We start from the raw sequence: 15,181 nt of genomic DNA on the forward strand, positions 1-15,181 counted from the left end.
CGCGGGAGAGGGGCTAGTCCACCAGCAGCCGACGCATTGCTAGCCCCTCTCCCGCGTGCGGGAGAGGGGTTGGGGTGAGGGTGCTTTTGCCTTGTCGCTTTTACAGCGCGAGTGGCTGCAATTGTTCACCGCTGCAATCAAAGCGTGCGGCTGATGGTGAAGCTGCCGAACACCGGCGTCTCTTTCTGCCCGTCGAATTCGCGGGTGCGGTGGTAGCGGGCCAGGGCGAATTTCCACTTGCCGCGCATCACCGCCACGCCATAGCCGATGTCGCCGACAAACGGGCGTTTGTCCACGCTGTGGCTACTGCGGAAGGTGTTGCCATCCAGGGTGATGTCGCGCAGTACCCAACGCGCGTCGCTGGTGACGAACAGATGGCTGGACCAGCCTTCGGCGCGGCCGCGACGGGTGGGGGCGGTGTTCTCGCCGGCGGGGCGCATCGGTGAGCTGCCGAAGTCGTCAGGCAGCTTCCAGCCGAAACGTACTTCGCCACCAACATTGGCATACGTAGCCAGGTTGCCGATGGCGCCACCCCAATGGCTGATCGCGTCCCAGCCCCAACCGCTCGCGTTACCTTCGGCAGGCCAGCGTTGCATACGCTCATGCAAGAGTTTGAACACCGGTTCGTCATGCAGCTGGTTGTCCCAGCCCATGAACTTCTCATCGCCAAGAACGCTGTGCACGGCGTCCTGTACCTGCTTTCCCTGCGCGGACGGGCCAACCATTCCCAGCGCCAACTGGGTGGTGCGCAGGTGGTTGCCGTTGCGTGCGTTGTAGCCGAAGTTGACCATCAACACCGCTGCATACGGGCGGTCATCTTCGATCAGGTCGCTACGGGTGTTGTCGGTCGGTGTGTACAGGCCCTGGCCGAAACTGAAAATCATGTTCTGCTGCTGGAATTCACCAGGATGCAGGCGTTCCAGGTGACGATTCATCCAGCGCGCAAGGCGCGGCAGGCAGGGGTCGTCGGTGTAGTCCTGCAGGTTGGGCGACACCAGCGTGAACATCGCGCCATTGGTGTATCCCTGATCCTGCTGTGCACCACCGAGCACGTCATTGTCGACGCGGAAATTGATCGCAGGCGGGTGGTCGCTCAAGGCGCTTTGTGCGCATTGTTGCGCTGCCCAGGCGGGGGTGATTGCAAGGCTGCCTGCCATCAGCAACAGCAGTCGGGTGCCTCTTTTCATGTACGGACTCCTCGCCGGCAGAGTGACATGCAGCTTAGTGATCCGTTACAGGTCGGCATATCGCTATCGAGCGGACAGATTGTTGTGGGTGTGACGATGGATTTCCGCGCGTGGGTGCGCGCACCAGACGAGGTGGGTGGTCTTGGCTGGAGGGCGTTTCGTATGCACGCGCGCGGCGCGGTTCAACTGCGCTCGTCATTGTCGCCGCTTTCCTGGCCTGGCTTTCGTCGGTCTGGCGGGATGGAGGTTTTCCCTGGTGAGACAGTCCTCATGTGGGTGACGCGTTGTTGGCGCGCATTCGCTTTGGTGCGCAGTTGGCGTGCACAGGCAGACGGCAGCGTGGCTGTCGTTCATGCATCCAGCCCTGTCTTCAGTCGATACCTGGTGCCGCTTCTGGAGTTGGAGCGTGCGCTTCGGTTCAGCTGGCTGCATGTGGTCGGGGCTGAATGGGGATATGCCCGCGATCTCCGCGCTGGATGGGGTTCTGGGTGATGCGGCGCTGCGATGGCATCTGCAACGAAAGCGATGGCGAGCTTGAGGTGACCGATGTCGTCTGACCGCCATTTTTTCGGAGAGACTGGGTGATACCGGCGCAGCTTCAGTCCATGTAAAGGGAGCTGCCTCACAAAAACGTCATGCACGCTGACACCGGTCTGGGTTAGGATTCCGGCGGACTGGACCTTGCTCGTCTGCCAGGTAACATCAGGGACAGCGTCTTACCGCAGGGTCTCAAAGCCAAAGGAACGCACCTCGTAAGGTGCAGGTTAATGGGGAAGTATCAGATGCGTAACGTTTTTTCGCCGCTCGCTGCAGCGGTTTTCACTCTGGGTATCGCCGCCGCTGTCAGCAGCCAGCCGGCCGAGGCAGCATTCAAGAACAAGGGCACGCAGGCGCAGGAACAGCGCCAACAGGCTGCCGCACAGATTCCAACCTGCCAGCGTCCGATCGGCACCTTGTCGGTGATCGAGCCGGAAGACTCCACCCATTGGTGGACCGGTCAGCAGCTGCCGGCACCGTCGCGGTTGATCAAGGCCTTTGTCAGCCGCTCGCGCTGTTTCACCCTGGTGGATCGCGGTGCGGGTATGGCCGCTGGTCAGTTCGAGCGTGAACTGGCAGCCAGTGGCGACCTGCGTGGTCGTTCCAACGTCGGCAAGGGCCAGATCAAGGCTGCTGACTACGTGATGATCCCGGACCTGATCTCGCAGAACAGCAACGCCGGTGGCGGTGGTATCGGTGGCCTGATCGGTGGTCGCGCAGGTGCGGTCGTGGGTGGTTTGAACTTCACCAGCAAGACTGCCGACGTGGTGCTGACCGTGACCGACGTGCGTTCGTCGGAGCAGGTTGCCATCTCCGAAGGTTCGGCGCGCAAGAGTGACATGGGCTTTGGTGCCAGCGGCGGCCTGTTCGGCGGCAGCGGCCTGGGCGCTGCGGGCGTTGGCGGTTATGCCAACACCGAAATCGGCCAGGTGATCACCATGGCCTACCTGCAGGCCTATACCGACATCATCGCCCAGCTGGGTGGTTTGCCGGATAACGCCTCTGCCGCCAACGCGCAGCAGGCGGTGACGGTGACCCGTGCCGGTCGCCTGCTGGCCAATGCCCGCGGTACCGGCGCGCCGGTACGCACCCTGGAGGCCGGGATGATGCTGTACCCGACCGGCACCAAGGAAGGCGTGATGTGGGAAGTCGAGGATGAGCTGGGCAACCGCGGCTGGGTGTCGTCCACCCTGTTGCAGCTGTCCAAGTAAGCCCGGGTTTACCCCGCAGAAAGGCCGCGCAAGCGGCCTTTCTGGTTTCCGGGCGGGGCTGTAGTGCCGATCCATGCTCGGCAGGGGCTTGCCCTGCGGCCAATGTGGGAGCGGCGTCAGCCGCGAAGCTGGCCATCTGCATCAATGGCAATGCCCGCAACCTGAACATCCATGAGTTTCGCGGCTGACGCCGCTCCTGCTGCGAGCGTTGCCGGTAAGGCCTCTGCCGAGCATGGCTCGGCACTACGGACAGGTGTGTTGGGAACGGCCCCTGCCGAGCATGGCTCGGCACTACCCGGCGCCCGTGGAAGGCTGTGGATCGGCTGTGGCCTTGGGTTTGTAGGCGTTCGCCCCGATAATGGCGGCATGGAAATCAAGTCCGACAACCCTGAACACGGCTTCCAGTTCCCCGGTACCTTTGAGCTCAGCGCCATGGGCGCAGCCAATATCGGCCTGGAAGCTGAACTGCCCAAGTTGCTGCAAAGCGCCGGTATCGAGGTACTGGAAGAGCGCATCAGCTGGAAACAGTCCTCCAACGGCAAGTACGTCTCGGTGCGCATCGCCTTCAAGGCGGAGAGCCGCGAACAGTACGATGCTGCCCACACGGCGATGCGTGAGCATCCGGAAGTGAAGTGGACGCTGTAACCGCCTGTGCGGCAGAAACGCAGCGCAAGGCGCTGCGGCCAGCGTTGCTGCGGGATCTGGGCCGGCAAGGCTATGAGCCTGTCTGGCACGCCATGCAGCAGTTCACCGACAGCCGTGGCGACGCCACTGCCGATGAGTTGTGGGTGGTCGAGCATGACCCGGTATTCACCCTGGGCCAGGCTGGCAAGCCCGAGCACGTGCTGGCAGCCGGCGATATCCCGGTATTGCACGTGGACCGCGGCGGTCAGGTGACCTATCACGGCCCGGGCCAGATCGTGGTCTATCCGCTGTTGGACCTGCGCCGGCTCGGCATCGGTGTGCGTGATTACGTGTGCCGGATCGAGCAGGCCATCATCGACACCCTGGACGAATGGAACATCGGTGCGGAACGCATGGATGGCGCGCCCGGTGTCTACGTGGGCGGCGCCAAGATCGCCGCGCTCGGCATCCGCGTGCGCCGCGGCTGCAGTTTCCACGGGCTGGCGTTCAATGTGTCGCTGGACCTGGAACCCTTCCACCGCATCAACCCCTGCGGCTACGCCGGGATGCAGGTGACCTCGGTGCTAGACTTGGGCGGTCCTTCTGGTATCGAAGCGGTCAAGTCGGTGCTGCTGTCCCATCTGGCCCAGCAGTTCGGCCTGGCCTTGCAGCCGACGCCCGAACTGCCCGATCTGACTACGCGGCTCTGAGACCGCTGATAACGCCATGACTGAAACCACCACGCGCTCCATCCCCCTGCAGGTCGTGCAGGGCGACATTCCGTCCGCGCCGTTGCAGGCTGGTGTCAAACAGCTTGGCGGCGACAAGATCAACCGTTCGCCGGTGCAGTTCGCCGACGCGCCGGTGCTGCGCAAGCCTTCCTGGATCCGCGTGCGCATTCCTTCGGGCAATGCCGTGGCCAACCTCAAGGCCAAGCTGCGCGAGAACCGCCTGGTGACGGTGTGCGAGGAAGCCAGCTGCCCGAACATCCACGAATGCTTCGGCCATGGCACCGCCACCTTCATGATCCTGGGTGAAGTCTGTACCCGTCGCTGCTCGTTCTGCGACGTGGCCCACGGCCGGCCCAAGCCGCCGGACGCCAACGAACCGGCCAGCCTTGGCCAGACCGTGGCCGACATGGGCCTGAAGTACGTGGTGGTGACCAGCGTTGACCGCGACGACCTGCGCGACGGCGGTGCCCAGCACTTCGTCGATTGCATCAGCGCCATCCGCGCCAAGTCGCCCAAGACCCGCATCGAGGTGCTGACGCCGGACTTCCGCGGCAAGGGCCGCATGGAGCGTGCGCTGGAGATCCTGGCGCAGAACCCGCCGGACGTGTTCAACCACAACATCGAAACCGTGCCGGACCTGTACCGCAACGTGCGCCCGGGCGCGGACTACCAGTGGTCGCTGACCCTGTTGAAGAACTTCAAGGCACAGCACCCGAACGTGCCGACCAAGTCCGGCATCATGCTCGGCCTGGGTGAAACCTTCGAACAGGTGCAGGCCACCCTGCGTGACCTGCGTGCGCACGACGTGGAGATGGTGACCATCGGCCAGTACCTGCAGCCGACCGCCCACCACCACCCGGTGCTGCGTTACTGGACGCCGGAGGAATACAAGGCGTTCGAGGATTACGGCTACGAACTGGGCTTCACCCACGTTGCCTCCGGCCCGATGGTGCGTTCGTCCTACCACGCCGACCAGCAGGCGGCCGGCGCCGGCGTCGCTGTCTGAACCAGACCCCAGCATCCCGCTGCGGCCCACTGCCGCAGCCGGGATCGCGTCAGTTCGAGTGGTGCCACGGCAGCGATTCACAAACTGCTACGGGGCGGCAGCTACTCTGGAGCCAAGCAAGGTGACAAGTGCCGAAACTTTCGGCACTGTCGGCGTGTCGAACTTGCCCGCAGTCTCCCCACAACATTCGGTGCCACGAGTATTTTGATGAACTACCGAGTTCCCGTTTTCCTGCTGGCCCTCGCGCTGACCGCTCCCGCCGCCTTGCTGGCGCGCGCCGATACGGCCTTGCCCTCGGCAGCGACCATCGACCAGGCCACCACCTCCAAGCTGGTCTACGGCTTGTTGTCGGACAGCCGTTACGCCTACCGCCCGCGCCAGCTCGACGCGGCGACTTCACAGGACGTGTTCAAGCGTTACCTGGAGTCGTTGGACAGCGGCAAGCAGTTCTTCACCAAGGAGGACGTGGATCGCTTCGCGCCGTTGGCGGCTCGGACTGGTGATGCCATCCGTTCCGGCGAGCTGGATCCGGCCTACCAGGTGTTCGCGGTGTACCGCCAGCGGGTGGGCGAGCGCGTGGCCTATGCCCGCCGTCTGCTGCGCCAGGAGCCTGATTTCACCGTTGAAGAGCGCTTCAACTACGACCGCAAGGACGTGCCGTGGGCAACCAACGCCGAGTTGGACGAGCTGTGGCGCAAGTCGGTCAAGAACGACTGGCTGCGGCTGAAGCTGGCCGGCAAGCCGGCCGCTGACATCCGCAAGACCCTGGACAAGCGTTACGACACCCTGCTCAAGACCATCAACGAGCTCAAGGGCGATGATGTGTTCTCGTTCTACATGAACGCTTACACCAGCGCCGTCGACCCGCATACCGATTACTTCACCCCGCGCACGGCCGAGAACTTCAACCAGGCCATGTCGCTGTCGTTGGAGGGCATTGGTGCCCAGCTGCAGCGCCAGGACGACATGGTGGTGATCCGCGAAGTTGTGCCGGGTGGCCCGGTGGCGATGGACGGCACGCTCAAGGCCGGTGACCGCATCGTCGGCGTTGGCCAGGGCCGTTCCGGCCCGGTCGAGGACGTGATCGGCTGGCGCATCGACGACGTGGTCGGCAAGATCCGTGGCGCCAAGGACACCCAGGTACGTCTGGAATACATCCCGGCCGCCGAAGGCGTGGACGGCAAGCACCGCATGTTGACCCTGACCCGGCAGAAGATCCGCCTGTCCGAGCAGGCCGCCAAGGGCGAGACCATGACCATCCCGGGCGTTGGTGGCGAGCGGGAACGCCGCATCGGTGTGGTCAAGCTGCCGACTTTCTACCAGGACTTCGAAGGCCGTCGCCGCAATGCCGCCGACTATGCCTCCGCTACCCGCGACGTGGCCAAGCTGCTGGCCGGTTTCAAGGCCGACAAGCTCGATGGCGTGGTGCTGGACCTGCGCAACAATGGCGGTGGTTCGCTGGACGAAGCCATCGAGTTGACCGGTCTGTTCATCGAGCAGGGCCCGGTGGTGCAGGTGCGTGAATCCGGCGGTCGCGTCACCGTCAACAGCGACCGCAACCCGGCCGTGGCCTGGGACGGCCCGCTGGCGGTGTTGATCAACCGTGGCTCGGCCTCAGCCTCGGAGATTTTCGCTGGCGCCATCCAGGACTACGGTCGTGGCCTGGTGATCGGTGAAACCACCTTCGGCAAGGGCACCGTGCAGAATGTCGTCCCGCTGGACCGTTGGCCGGCCAGCGAGAAGGAACGCTTTGGCCAGGTCAAGCTGACCATCGCCCAGTTCTTCCGCGTCAGCGGCTCCAGCACCCAGCACAAGGGCGTGGTGCCGGACCTGGCCTTCCCGGCCAGCGTCGATGCCAGCGAGTTTGGTGAAAGCACCTACGACAATGCCTTGCCGTGGACCCGCATCGCCGCCGTGCCGCATACCCAGTACGGCAACTTCGCACCGATCGTGCCGCGCCTGGAAACCCTCCACGCAACGCGCATCCGCGCCGACCGTGAGTTCCAGTGGTGGGAAGAAGACGTGCAGCAGTTCCGCACCGAGGCCGCCAAGAAGTACGTATCGCTCAACGAAGCCGAACGCCGTGCCGAGCGTGACAAGCAGGAAGCACAGCGCAAGCAGCGCCAGCAGATCCGCAAGGAACTGGGCCTGCCGCTGGACCCGCTGGCCGAGGACAGCAACGACGATGGCCTGACCGGCAACGAGCGTGACATCGTCAAGGATGCCGCCCGTGAGAAGGCTGCCGAGAAGCGCCCGGACCCGCTGTTGAGGGAGTCGGCCTCGATCCTCGCCGATGCCTTGAACGTGCTGGAAAAGGACCGCCCGCTGTCGGCGCAGGTGCTGCCGCAGTCGACCGGCCCGGGCCGCTGGGCCGACTGACACCGCGCTGCGCACAGCCGAGCTGAGCGCAGCGACAACAGGTTCTGCAAGCTTTAAACGCCGTCAACGTAGCCCTACGTTGGCGGCGTTATGCTGTCGGTCTTCGCTGACTGTGGAGTTGCACATGCGCCGACATCTGCTGCCTGCGCTGGCCGTTGTGAGCCTGTTGCTCACCGCTTGCGGCGGCAAGGCCGTCAACAGCACCTTGCTGCGCGAATCCTTCGATTCCGGCGATACCTATACGCGCAGCATCGATGCTGAACCAGCGCAGGCCTGTGAGGCCGCGCGACGCGCGCTGCTTGGCCAGGGCTATGCGATCACCCGTGCCGATGCCAGCAACGTGGAGGGCAACAAGAACTTCCAGCCCAAGGACGAGGTGCATGAGCAACTGGTGTTGCGGGTTTCCTGCGCCGCGCAGGGAGTCGGCAAGGCACAGGTATTCGTGAGTGCGGTGCAGGACCGCTATGCCTTGAAGAAGTCGCCGACCTCGGCCAGCGTTGGCGTCGGCGCGTTGGGTTCGGTGTCGCTGCCGTTTGGCAGCAATGACGACTCGCTGGTGCGGGTTGCCAGCAGCACCGTTCAGGACGCGCAGTTCTACCGGAATTTCTTTGGACGGTTGCAGTACTACGTGGAGCAGGCGACACCGCTGGTTCCGGCGGAACCGACACGATGAAGTTTGGCTGGCACGCGAAGCAGCGGGCCAGCCGATGGATCCTGGTGTTGTGTGCGTTGGCGGTGCCGTTGCTGGCTGAAGCCGGCTGCAATATGGCTGTTCTGCAGCAGCTGGGCTGGCAACTGGAGCCAAGTGAGGCGTCCGCGCCGCAGATAACAGGCGGTGATCCCTGCCGACGCGCTTCGCTGGCCGAAGCACAGGCGCAGGGTGACCTGCGCCTGCAGGTGCCACGCGCCTACAGTGCCGTACAACGCGAACAGTTGGCCGAGCAGGTATTGCAGCAGCCGGCGAGCATCTGCGCCTACGCTTTCAAACTCGGTGATGCGGCGCGCACCGCCAGCTCGCGCCTGCAGGACAACTCTGGCTATCGCTTCTCGGCGTTGCAGCTGGGCTGGATCGGGTTTGGCGCCCATGGTGCTCGTGCGCAGGGCTGGCAGCGGTTTCGCAGCTTTGGTCGCGGCTATGCGCCGCAGGCGCGCAATTCGGCGGCGATGGATGCATTCTATTCCGGCCGTGTCCGCTCCGAATGCGGGGTAGGGCGGCAGGTGGCGCAGCTGGCGACGTTTCGCGAGTTGTTTGGTGATGCTGCCTTCGATACCGCGTTCAGCGCCGGCGAACTGTCGATCGGTACCTTCCTGAGCCTGCATGACACCCGCAGCATACTGCTGGGCAGCAATGCAGGCGAATTGTTCGGCGACGGCAAGGCGGTGCGGACCTCCGTGCTGGGTAGACAGGCATTCATGGGCGCGCCGGGCTATATCGTGCATGCTTTCGATGCTGCGTACCTGGATGACATCAACAATCAGGCCGAGAACTTCGTCATCACCGATGTCAGCGCGGCGGCGGCCGAGGCCTTGGCGCGGCATGCTGGCTTCGTCCATTACGATGCACTCAACAAGAAGTTGTGGGAGCTGGCCCAGCAGTTGCCAGGCAGCGACCGGCGGCGCTTCGAGCGGCTGCTGTATGAGCGTGACGCAACCTTGCGCGCGGCCTTGCCAGTGCCGCAGCAGGCGGTGCTGGCACAGATGGATGCGGTGCTGGCCGATCCGGTGTACCGCGAGCTGATGCTGTACGTGCACCGCCAGGGCGTGCGTCCGCTCGGGTATCACATCGCGCGTTTGCTGGACCGCAATCCACGTACACCGTTTGTCATCGAGCTGGTGCTGCACAACCTGCACACCACCATTTACCAACGCTGGTTGCAGGCCCGTGTTCGGGCCTGCGCAGCAGGATAGCCACTACCGTCGGAGGAGCTTCAACATGGAATTGGGAATGATCGGCCTGGGCCGCATGGGCGCCAACATGGCGCAGCGCCTGCAGCGTGCGGGGATTGCCGTCACCGGATTTGATCCGGGTGAGCAGGCGCGGGCGCAGGTGGCCGAGCACGGTGTTGCCACTGTGGATGCACTGTCGGCGTTGGTGCAGGCGCTGCCTGCACCGCGCGCCCTGTGGCTGATGGTGCCGTCCAAGGTGGTCGATGCCACGCTGGACAGTCTGCTGCCGCTGCTGTCCGCTGGTGACGTGGTGATCGATGGTGGCAACTCCTGGTACAAGCAGTCGCAGCAACGTGCTGCACGCTGCATGGAAGCCGGGGTCGCGTTCGTGGACTGCGGCACCAGCGGTGGCGTGTGGGGATTGCAGGAAGGCTATTGCCTGATGATTGGCGGGGAAACCGAGGTGGTGGCGCGTTTGTCGCCACTGTTCAAGGCGCTGGCACCGGCCGCTGATCGCGGTTGGGCGCATGTTGGCCCGGTTGGTGCCGGACACTTCAGCAAGATGGTCCACAACGGCATCGAGTACGGAATGATGCAGGCCTATGCCGAAGGTTTCGCGCTGATGGAGAAGAAGGCCGAGTTCGCGCTGGACGTGGGCAGGGTGGCCGAGGTCTGGCGGCATGGCAGCGTGGTGCGTTCATGGTTGCTGGACCTCAGCGCCGACGCGCTGCAGAAGAACCCCGCGCTGGATGGCATCGCTCCCTACGTCGAGGACTCTGGCGAGGGCCGCTGGACCGTGGCCGAGGCCATCGAACTGGATGTGCCGGCGCCGGTGATCACCTTGTCACTGCTGGAGCGGCTGCGCTCGCGGCAGGCAAATTCCTTCAGCGACCGCATGCTGGCGGCAATGCGCAATGAGTTTGGTGGGCATGCGATCAAGCCTGCTGGCGAGGCGGACTGAGGCTTGCTGGTAGACGAGGCAGGCATCGATACAGGTCCTGCTGACTGGGGGTGCACGGGTACACCTATTCGTGCAATCCTTGGGCGACAGTCAGCGATGCTGTCGTGCTGGTCACGCAACCATCGATTGACTCCGGATCGACACCGTCGATGAACTCCGGGCCGTCGCGTCAGGCGCCGGCCCGTCAGCACGCAGGGGAAGGGATGGTGACGCGATTGACCGACGATGGCTGGAGCCGCTGGCGCCTGTATGGGCTGGGTCTGGCCGCGTTGTTGATCATCGTGGTGCCGGCCTTGACCCTGCAGCGGTTGGCGGCCGATAGCGTGAATGCGTCCAACTGGGTCGTGCATACCCAGGCGGTGGGCGCGCGCCTGTACAACCTGCAGGCGGATATCCGCGATGTCGAGTCGGCGGCGCTGACCTTGTCCAAGGGCATCGATTCACCGGCACTGCAGGAGCGCCTGCAGACAGCCGATCGTATCGGGGTCAACCTGACCGAGCTGGCGCAGCTGGTCAGTGACAGCCCGGAGCAGCTGGTGCGCATCGGCAAGATGGACTCGATGCTGGAGCGGCGCATGGCGCTGGCCAGGGAAATCGCCGCCAGCACCGACTCACCCCGACAGCGCGAGCTGATCGAGGAAATGACCTTCCAATACCCGATCCGGCAACTGGTGCAGGAGCTGCAGGATCACGAGGACGCGCTGCTGGTGAAGCGCGCAGCCAAGGCGAGGGAGCAGCAACAGCTGGCGTCGATGGTGACCTGGACCGCGCTGGCGGTGCAATTGCTGCTGCTGGGTCTGGTGCTGTGGTTGTTGCAGCGGCAGATCGGTGGTCGTGCCGATGTCGAGCTGCGCTTGAGCAAGGCCAGCGCCCGCGCCAGTGCGGTGCTGCAGACCGTGCGTGAGCCCATCGTCCTGCTCGACAGCAAACTGCGGGTGGTGCTGCACAACACCGCATTCACCGAGTTGTATGGCGTTGACGATGCCGATATCAGCCTGCAGCAGTTGCAGGACATCGGTGACGGCGCGTGGGAGGACCCGTTGGTGCGCCAGCGCCTGGCCGATGTACTGCTGCGTGGGCGCGAGCTGTGGGATTTCGAGCACCAGCAACGCAGCGTGGATGGCATGCATCGCACCATGCTGATCAATGCCCGGCGCATGGCCTTGCCCGACGCCGAGGATGACGTGGTGTTGATGACGATCAGCGATATCACCGTACAGCGCGCCGTGCAGCAGCACGTGGAGGATCTCAACCACCAGCTTGAAGGCAAGGTCGAGCAGATGGCTGACGTGAACCGCGAGCTGGAGGCCTTCAGTTACTCGGTCTCGCACGATCTGCGGGCGCCACTGCGGCATGTGGCTGGCTTCTCCGACAAGTTGCGGCGACATCTCGGCGAGGAGGGCGACAGCAAGACCCAGCACTACCTGGAGGTGATCAGCAACTCTGCGCAGCTGATGGCGGCGCTGATCGATGATCTGCTGGTCTACTCGCGGCTCGGGCGTGGCGCGATGCGCCTGCAGCGGGTGGACATGCAGTCACTGGTGGCCGATACCCGTGCCCTGCTCGATTCCAACCTGAAGAACGAAGCCGGCGAGGATGGCAAGCCGCGCGAGGTGGAGTGGAAGATCGGCAGGCTGCCGGTGCTGATCGGCGATGAAAACATGCTGCGCCAGGTCTGGCTGAATCTGCTCGGCAACGCGGTCAAGTACACCTCGGCGCGCGACAAGGCGGTCATCGAGGTCAACGCCAAACAGCTGCCCGACGGCAGCCATCAGTTCAGCGTCAGCGACAACGGCGCTGGTTTCGACATGCAATACGCCAGCAAGTTGTTCGGTGTGTTCCAGCGCCTGCACAAGGCCTCGGAATATCCCGGCACCGGCATTGGCCTGGCCAGCGTACGCCGTGTGCTGACCCGGCACGGCGGCCGCATCTGGGCCGACGCACAGGTGGATCAAGGCGCCACTTTCAGTTTCGTTCTTCCCCAGGCAACCGAAGCATCCAACAAGGACACCGTGGAATGAGTCCCCTGCGCACCATCCTGCTCGCCGAAGACAGCCAAGCCGATGCCGAAATGGCGATCGACGCGCTGCGTGATGCATCCCTGGCCAACCCCATCGTGCACGTCGAAGACGGGGTTGAGGCAATGGACTTCCTGCTCAGGCGCGGCGCGTTCGCCCAGCGTGAGGAAGGCCTGCCGGCCGTGCTGCTGCTGGACATCAAGATGCCACGCATGGATGGCCTTGAAGTACTGCGGCTGATCCGCGCCGATGAGGACCTCAAGCGCCTGCCGGTGGTGATCCTGTCTTCGTCGCGCGAAGAGAGCGACCTGGCCCGCAGCTGGGACCTGGGCGTCAACGCCTATGTGGTCAAGCCGGTGGACATCGACCAGTTCTTCCAGGCGGTGCGGACGATCGGCACCTTCTGGGCATTGATCAACCAGGCACCGGAGCACGAGTAAACACAGATGCCAAACAAGGAAGCGCCATTGGGGCCGTTGCGAATCCTGCTGGTGGAGGATTCGCCCGTGGATGCCGAGCTGGTCGTCGACCAGCTGCTCGAGGCCGGTCTGCAGATCGAGTTCGAGCGCGTCGACAACGAGCCGGCGATGCGCGATGCCCTGGCCGGGGATGTACCGGACGTGGTGCTGTCAGACCTGAGCATGCCCGGCTTCTCCGGCTACCAGGCGCTGCAGATCCTGCGTGAGCTGCGCCCCAGGGTTCCCTTCATTTTCGTCTCCGGCACGATGGGTGAGGAGACCGCGGTGGAGGCGCTGCAGCAAGGCGCCAATGATTACATCATCAAGCACCAGCCAGCCCGGCTGCCGTCGGCGGTGGCACGGCTGGTACGCGAGACCCGCAGCGAGCTGGAACGCCTGCGGGTTGAAGATGAGTTGATGCGTGCGCAGCGGTTGGAGAGCCTGGCCCTGCTCGCGGCCGGGCTCAGCCATGACCTGCGCAATATCCTGCAGCCCCTGCTGATCATTCCGGACCTGATCCGTGACCGCAGCGATGATCCCAAGATCGTCCGCTTGGCCGATGTCATCGCCGAGTGCGGACGCCGTGGCCATGAGATGGTCGAGTCGATGCTGTCCTTCGTGCGTGGCTCACGCCAACCCAGCGAACGGATCGTGCTGCAGCGCCTGTTCCAGGCAGTGGGCATGCTGCTCAAGAGCAGCCTGCCGCGCAATGCCGAGCTGCATCTGGAAGTCTCCGACGATCGCATGGCGATCGAGGCCAATTACACCGAGCTGCAGCAGGTACTGCTCAATCTTGCGCTCAATGCCATCCAGGCAATGCCCGACGGCGGCAGCTTGAGCCTGGTTGCCGAGCGTATCGCCGGCGAAGAAGGCATGGTGCGCATCCGCGTCAGCGATGATGGCGTCGGCATGGATGCGGCCACCGTGCAGCGTTTGTTCACTCCGTTCTTCACCACCAAGACGGAAGGCACCGGGCTGGGCCTGGTGTCCTGCCATCGCATCGTCGAGAGCATCGGCGGGAAGATCCAGGTGCAGAGTGCGCTGGGCGAGGGCACCACCTTCGAACTGCTGTTGCCGATGTGCGAAAGTGCCGGCAGCGAGGATGCCGAGCCGCTGGAACGAAACCGGGTCGGTCATGGTGAACGCCTGCTGGTTGTCGATGACGAGGCGACACGCTTGTCGCTGCTGGGCAATGCGCTGTCCAGCCAGGGCTATCGCATGCGCCTGGCCAGCGATGGCGCGGTGGCAATGCGTCATCTGCAGGAAGCCGGGCTGCCGGATGTGGTGCTGGTCGACAGCGGCATTCCCCTGTTGTCGGCAGGACAGCTGTTGGCGGAGATGCAGGCGATGGGCTATCGCGGCCCGGCAATCGTGCTGGAGGATGCCAATGCGCCGGCCTTCGCCGATGGCGAGGCGCCGTCGGGGATCAGCGTACACGTGCTGCCCAAGCCGCTGGAGATGCAGCGGGTATTCCGTGCGGTAGCCGACGCGCTCGGTGTGGGCTGATACAGCGCCGCTGGCATATGCGGGTTGGCGACGGCTGGCCTATCATGTGCGCCCCCTCCTACGATGCGGTGCTCAAGCTCGTCCATCGTGGCGCGGGCGGGCCCGCAGGCAAACCAACTCATGACCACCGTGCTCCTCAGCCTGGGCAGCAACCTGCAACCGCAGCATTACCTGCAGGCGGCCGTTGCCGTATTGCGCGAACGTTTTGGCGCGATCAGCGTCTCCCCGGCCTACCGCACCCCGGCCGTGGGATTCGACGGACCCGACTTCCTCAACAACGCGGTGATGCTGGACACCGACCTGCCGCTGGGCGAGTTGGACGATTGGCTGCATGCGGTGGAAGACGCACATGGGCGTGACCGTTCCGGCCCGCGTTTCAGCGACCGTACCCTGGATATCGACGTGGTGTATTACGGCGACCTGGTGGTGGAAGGCCCGGGGCATCTGCGCATCCCGCGCCCGGAGTTGAAGCATGCCTTCGTACTCAAGCCGCTGGCCGACATCGCTCCGGATTTCATCGACCCGGTGCGTGGGCTGAGCCTGCAGCAGATGTGGCAGCAGCACCCGCAATATGGGCAGGCGTTCGATACGGTGGAGTTGTAAGGCTGTGCCTGTAGTGCCGAGCCATGCTCGGCATTGGCCTAGTCAGTAAAGCCCCTGCCGAGCATGGCTCGGC

At 64.3% G+C, this 15,181-nt stretch carries 13 protein-coding genes; 12 read left to right on the plus strand and 1 reads right to left on the minus strand.

Going from position 1 to position 15,181, the window contains the following annotated elements; genetic code table 11:
• Window positions 1-137: 137 nt before the first annotated feature.
• Window positions 138-1,187 (minus strand): lipid A deacylase LpxR family protein, encoded by a 1,050-nt coding sequence (locus QMX78_RS15290; protein WP_282271055.1) that lies wholly within the window; start codon window positions 1,185-1,187, stop codon window positions 138-140.
• 782 nt (window positions 1,188-1,969) lie between these two features.
• Between QMX78_RS15290 and QMX78_RS15295 the strand changes: the two genes are divergently transcribed.
• The 12 genes from QMX78_RS15295 (at window position 1,970) to folK (ending at window position 15,108) form a co-directional block, all read left to right on the plus strand.
• The gene (locus QMX78_RS15295) at window positions 1,970-2,935 is read left to right on the plus strand and encodes a CsgG/HfaB family protein (protein ID WP_282271057.1); all 966 of its coding nucleotides are present in this window, start codon (window positions 1,970-1,972) and stop codon (window positions 2,933-2,935) included.
• Window positions 2,936-3,301: 366 nt separating this feature from the next.
• Window positions 3,302-3,580, plus strand: a complete 279-nt coding sequence (locus QMX78_RS15300; protein ID WP_282271059.1) for a DUF493 family protein — start codon at window positions 3,302-3,304, stop codon at window positions 3,578-3,580.
• Complete coding sequence (gene lipB / locus QMX78_RS15305; RefSeq protein WP_282271061.1) at window positions 3,568-4,269, plus strand: lipoyl(octanoyl) transferase LipB; 702 nt, start codon at window positions 3,568-3,570, stop codon at window positions 4,267-4,269. The genes QMX78_RS15300 and lipB overlap by 13 nt, the downstream gene beginning before the upstream one ends.
• Window positions 4,270-4,285: 16 nt before the next feature.
• Window positions 4,286-5,296, plus strand: coding sequence for a lipoyl synthase (lipA, locus tag QMX78_RS15310; protein WP_282271063.1), 1,011 nt, complete (start codon window positions 4,286-4,288; stop codon window positions 5,294-5,296).
• A 207-nt stretch (window positions 5,297-5,503) separates the two neighbouring features.
• Complete coding sequence (locus QMX78_RS15315; protein WP_282271064.1) at window positions 5,504-7,675, plus strand: carboxy terminal-processing peptidase; 2,172 nt, start codon at window positions 5,504-5,506, stop codon at window positions 7,673-7,675.
• A 124-nt stretch (window positions 7,676-7,799) separates the two neighbouring features.
• On the plus strand, window positions 7,800-8,348 hold the full coding sequence (locus tag QMX78_RS15320) for a DUF2242 domain-containing protein (RefSeq protein ID WP_282271065.1): 549 nt from the start codon (window positions 7,800-7,802) through the stop codon (window positions 8,346-8,348).
• 92 nt (window positions 8,349-8,440) lie between these two features.
• Window positions 8,441-9,583 carry a hypothetical protein gene (locus tag QMX78_RS15325; protein WP_282271074.1) on the plus strand — a complete coding sequence of 381 codons (1,143 nt, stop codon included), beginning with the start codon at window positions 8,441-8,443 and terminating at the stop codon, window positions 9,581-9,583.
• Window positions 9,584-9,608: 25 nt separating this feature from the next.
• Window positions 9,609-10,523 carry a phosphogluconate dehydrogenase (NAD(+)-dependent, decarboxylating) gene (gene gnd, locus QMX78_RS15330; RefSeq protein WP_343239280.1) on the plus strand — a complete coding sequence of 305 codons (915 nt, stop codon included), beginning with the start codon at window positions 9,609-9,611 and terminating at the stop codon, window positions 10,521-10,523.
• A 203-nt stretch (window positions 10,524-10,726) separates the two neighbouring features.
• On the plus strand, window positions 10,727-12,544 hold the full coding sequence (locus QMX78_RS15335) for an ATP-binding protein (protein WP_282271068.1): 1,818 nt from the start codon (window positions 10,727-10,729) through the stop codon (window positions 12,542-12,544).
• On the plus strand, window positions 12,541-12,981 hold the full coding sequence (locus QMX78_RS15340) for a response regulator (protein ID WP_282271069.1): 441 nt from the start codon (window positions 12,541-12,543) through the stop codon (window positions 12,979-12,981). Before QMX78_RS15335 ends, QMX78_RS15340 begins: the two co-directional genes overlap by 4 nt.
• A gap of 6 nt (window positions 12,982-12,987) precedes the next feature.
• Window positions 12,988-14,505: a hybrid sensor histidine kinase/response regulator gene (locus tag QMX78_RS15345; RefSeq protein WP_282271070.1), complete on the plus strand. Its 1,518-nt coding sequence runs from the start codon at window positions 12,988-12,990 to the stop codon at window positions 14,503-14,505.
• A gap of 120 nt (window positions 14,506-14,625) precedes the next feature.
• The gene (folK, locus tag QMX78_RS15350; protein ID WP_282271072.1) at window positions 14,626-15,108 is read left to right on the plus strand and encodes a 2-amino-4-hydroxy-6-hydroxymethyldihydropteridine diphosphokinase; all 483 of its coding nucleotides are present in this window, start codon (window positions 14,626-14,628) and stop codon (window positions 15,106-15,108) included.
• The last annotated feature ends 73 nt before the right edge of the window (window positions 15,109-15,181 follow it).

The organism is Stenotrophomonas sp. PS02298 (assembly GCF_029959445.1).
Lineage (GTDB): Bacteria > Pseudomonadota > Gammaproteobacteria > Xanthomonadales > Xanthomonadaceae > Stenotrophomonas.